The 4,045-nt window shown below is 75.0% G+C and carries 3 protein-coding genes and 1 pseudogene; 3 read left to right on the forward strand and 1 reads right to left on the reverse strand.

Going from position 1 to position 4,045, the window contains the following annotated elements; genetic code table 11:
• The coding region (locus tag AE652_RS36790) for a TetR/AcrR family transcriptional regulator (RefSeq protein WP_049659463.1) at window positions 1–628 on the forward strand (628 nt) is incomplete at its 5' end.
• Window positions 629–648: 20 nt separating this feature from the next.
• On the opposite strand, the gene AE652_RS36795 is transcribed toward AE652_RS36790, so the two are convergent.
• Complete coding sequence (locus AE652_RS36795; RefSeq protein ID WP_063780386.1) at window positions 649–1,023, reverse strand: hypothetical protein; 375 nt, start codon at window positions 1,021–1,023, stop codon at window positions 649–651.
• A 255-nt stretch (window positions 1,024–1,278) separates the two neighbouring features.
• On the opposite strand from AE652_RS36795, the gene AE652_RS36800 reads away from it, so the two are divergent.
• Together AE652_RS36800 and AE652_RS36805 are read left to right on the forward strand one after the other, a co-directional pair.
• Complete coding sequence (locus tag AE652_RS36800) at window positions 1,279–3,183, forward strand: ATP-binding protein (protein WP_049659465.1); 1,905 nt, start codon at window positions 1,279–1,281, stop codon at window positions 3,181–3,183.
• A 61-nt stretch (window positions 3,184–3,244) separates the two neighbouring features.
• Window positions 3,245–4,045, forward strand: a pseudogene (locus AE652_RS36805) (hypothetical protein); the annotation flags it as partial.

Here is a 4,045-nt window from a genome sequence, read left to right on the forward strand (position 1 = left end):
CGCGGTCTCCCCGGGCGGTACGGCCGCGGGGCCCGGCGCGGTGGCCGAGCCGCGGCCGACGCCGGAGCCCAGGGCGCGGGCGCGCCGGGAGGAACTGCTCGCGGCGGCCGTACGGCTGTTCCACCAGCGCGGCTTCGACAACGTCAGCACCGACCAGCTTGGTGCCGCCGTCGGCATCTCCGGCCCCAGCGTGTACCGGCACTTCGACAGCAAGGCCGAGCTGCTCGCCGCCTCGCTGGTGCGCAGCCGCGAGCGGCTCTGGCACGAGGTGGACGGCGCGATCGCGGCCGCCGCCGGGCCCGGGGCGGCGCTCGACGCCGGGCTGGGCGCGTACGTCGACTTCGCGCTGCGCAACGGGGACTACCTGGGCGCGATGCTCAGCGAGACGGAGCGGCTGGCCCCGCCCGACCGCCGGGCCGCGGTGGACTTCCGGCGGGACTTCCTGCGCACCTGGGTCGGACTGCTGCGGCAGGTGCGTCCCGGGTACGACGCGGCGGCCGCCCGGATCCGGGTGCACGCGCTGTTCGCGCTGGTCAACGACGGGGTGCGGAACCGTCCGCACAACGCCCGGCCGGACCTCGGGGACTGCCTGCTGCGGCTCGGCCGGGCGGTGCTGGGGCTCTCCTGACGGCGAGTCGACGGCGGGGCCTAGTAGAGGACGTGCGGGTAGTAGACCTGCGCGTCGACGCCGCGGTCGCGCCGGGGAGCGTCGCTCCGGAGGGACTTGTGCTGGACGGTGTTGCCCTGGTCGGCGCTGACCGTCCCGCCGTTGCCCGTCACCGCGACGCCGTTGTTCTGGTTGCCCGCACCCGAACCGGTGGCCGTCTGCTGGGTGTTGACCACATTGCCGTGGACGGTGCCGATGATGTTGCCGGAGCCGGAGTCGCTCACCACGCTGCCGTTGGAACGGTCGCCCGCACCGGCGCCGGAGCCGCTGTCGGCGTGCGCGGTGGCGGCACCGAGGCCGACGAGGAGGAGTGCCCCGAGGGCGGTGACGGCGGCGGCTGCGCGAATACGGGACACGCTGGTCTCCCTGGCGAGAAGCGAATGGTGGTGCCGCCCGGAGCGGCCGCCCCGGGGCGCCGGGACGTGGCGTCGCGCCTTCAGCATTCACCAGCGGGGTGGACGAACTCCACCGAACGGGTGGCAATTCCCCCGATGGTGGAGGGGTGGTCAATTCGACGTTGTCGAAGTTGACCGCATTCCGTCATTCCATCGGGAAGGCGTCAAGAAGAAAGAAATGGTCGCCAGATAGTCGCACTGGCACACTGAGGACCCATGTCTGATGGTGCCCCGCCCGAGTTCACCCCCGCCGAGGAGCTGCGCACGACCGAGGTCGATCTCGGCGGCCTGGTGAACGTCCTCGCCACCCACCTCTACTCCACCCCGCTGGTCGCCCTGCGCGAACTCGTCCAGAACGCCCACGACTCGCACACCCGCCGGCTCCTGGAGGACCCGGACGGCGACCACCGCCCGCTGATCCGGGTGCGCGCCGACGCCGCCCGGCGGACCGTCGCCATCGAGGACACCGGAGCCGGCCTCACCGAACCCGAGATCCACTCCTACCTGGCCACCGTCGGCACCGGCTACACCCGGATGCTGCGCGAACTGACCGGCAACCAGGAGCTGATCGGCGCCTTCGGCCTGGGCTTCCTCTCCGCCTTCTCGGTCGCCGACGAGGTCACCGTCACCACCACCTCGCACCGCGAGCCGGGGCTCGGCCACCGCTACCGCAGCCGCGGCGGCGAGCAGTACCAGGTCGAGCCGGTGCCCGCCCGGCCCCGGCCGGGCACGGTGGTCGAGCTGGCGCTCAAGGCCGAGCACGGCCACCTCGCCGACGAGGACGTCCTGCGCGACGTGCTCGGCCGCTACTGCGTGCTGCTGTCGGTCCCGGTCCACGTCGGCGAGGACGAGCGGCCGGTCAACTCCGTCGAGGTGCCCTGGCGCGGGCGTCCGGAGGGCGACCCGTACGCCGCCCGGATGCGCTTCGCCGCCGCCTTCGGCCGCCGCTTCGAGCCGCTCACCGCCTTCCCGGTCGAGCCGGTCGAGGGCGCCACCGACGCGGTCGGCCTGCTCTGGGTCCAGGACGGCGGCAGCTACGGCAGCAGCGACAACCGCGACCTCGCCGTCTACCTGCGCGGCATGCTGCTCGCCGAGGACGCCCGCGACCTGCTGCCCCGCTGGGCCGGGTTCATCGGCGGCGTGGTCGAGTCCGACCGGCTCACCCCCACCGCCAGCCGCGAGGACCTCCAGCGCGACGAGCACTACCACGCGCTCCGGAAGGCCCTCGCCGACGCCATCGTGGACGGCCTGTACGAGACGGCCCGGCTGCGGCCCGCCGCCTGGCGCCGCATCCTCACCCGGCACGGCAACGACCTGCTCGGCGCCGCGCTCTGCGACGAGCGGCTGTTCACCCTGCTCGCCGACGACGTCCCGGTGCCCACCTCCCAGGGCGACCTCACGGCCGGCGCGCTGCGCGCGGCGGGCGGCGGCGCGGTGCACGTCGCGCTCGGCAGCGGCGGCGGCTTCGAGGAGATGCTGTACCGGGCGATGCGGGTGCCGATCGCGCGCGGCGACCGCTACGCCGTCCTGCCGTTCCTGCACCGCTACGCCGAACTGCGCGGCTGCCGGGTGGTCGAGCTGGGCAGCGAACGCGGCAACCGCGAGCTGTTCCGCGACCCGGAGCGCCCGCTGCCGGAGCACGAGGCGGCCTGGCTGGCCGGCGCCCTCGCCGACCCGGGCGAGCAGCTCGTCCCGGCCCGCTTCGACCCGCCCGGCCTGCCGCTGGTGCTGGTGCCGGACCGCGAGGCCGAGCTGAAGGCCCGGATCGAGGACGACCAGGCGGACGCCCGGATACCGTCCGCCGCCCTGCGGCTGGCCCGCGCCTTCACCGCCCGCACCGACGGCGGGGTCCGGGCCCGGCTCTACCTCAACCTGGCCAGTCCGGCGGTCCGGGACCTGCTCGCCGCCTACCGCGCCGGGCACACCGGCAGCGCGACCGCGGCCGGGCTGCTCCGCTCGATCAAGGTGATCATGGCCGCGGCCTCGTCCGGCCCGTCCGAGGGCGACCTCACCGCCGCGCTGGCCGGCATCGGCACCGCGGTCTCCGCGCTGACCGCCGCCGTCCCGGCCGGGCTGCCGGAGGTCCCGGACAGCCCCGGCGCGCTCACGGAGGAGCCGTGACGGACGGACTGTCAGTGGGGTGCGGTAGACAACTCATCAGCACGACGCAGGGGGAACAGCCATGACCACCGACATCTGGGCCTGGGTGCGGGACACCCACCGGCAGCTGGCCGAGGCCGGCCACCACCGGCTGGCCGACGCCATCGTCGAGCTGCCCGAGCACGCCACCGAGGGCCGCAACGAGCAGCTGGACGCGCTCTACCCGGAGGCGGTGGCCGCCGCCCGGGCGCTCGGCCTGCCCTGGGTCGAGGTCTACCTGCGGCACTGGCGGATGCAGAACCTGCTGAACAAGCGCCAGCAGGGCGAGGCGGTGCTGCCCGAGGCGGTCGACCTGCTGGAGTTCGCCCACCGGGAGGACACCGAGGGCTGCCCGCAGTCCGTCTGCGTGGTGCAGGACTTCGCGATCTGCCACGCCCGGGTCGACGGGCCGGGGTACGTGGCCGAGCGCCTCGCCGTGGTCGGCGAGACGCTCGACCGGATCGAGCCCGACCGGGCCTGCTACGACTGCCTCTCCCGCGAGTACTCCGACGCCCTGGAGGACGACGGCCGGGCGGCCGAGGCGCTGGACCACCTGGACTCCGCGGCCAACCGGATGCGGGCGGCCGGCCAGCCGGTCTCGCTCCGCTTCCACCAGGCCCGGGCCGGCACCCTGCACCTGCTGGGCCGGCACGAGGAGGTGCTGGAGCTGCTGGCGACGGCCGAGCGGGCCGAGCAGACGCAGGGGCGCCGGCTGGACGAGCGGGACCAGCGCTGGGGCGCCCTGCTGCGGGCCCGCGCGCTCGCCGCGCTCGGCCGCACCGAGGAGTCGCTCGCCCTGCTGCCCGAGCGGGCCGAGGCTGAGCGGGATGTCCGAGAACCCGCT

It is taken from the genome of Kitasatospora sp. MY 5-36 (genome assembly GCF_001182915.1).
Taxonomy (GTDB): domain Bacteria; phylum Actinomycetota; class Actinomycetes; order Streptomycetales; family Streptomycetaceae; genus Kitasatospora.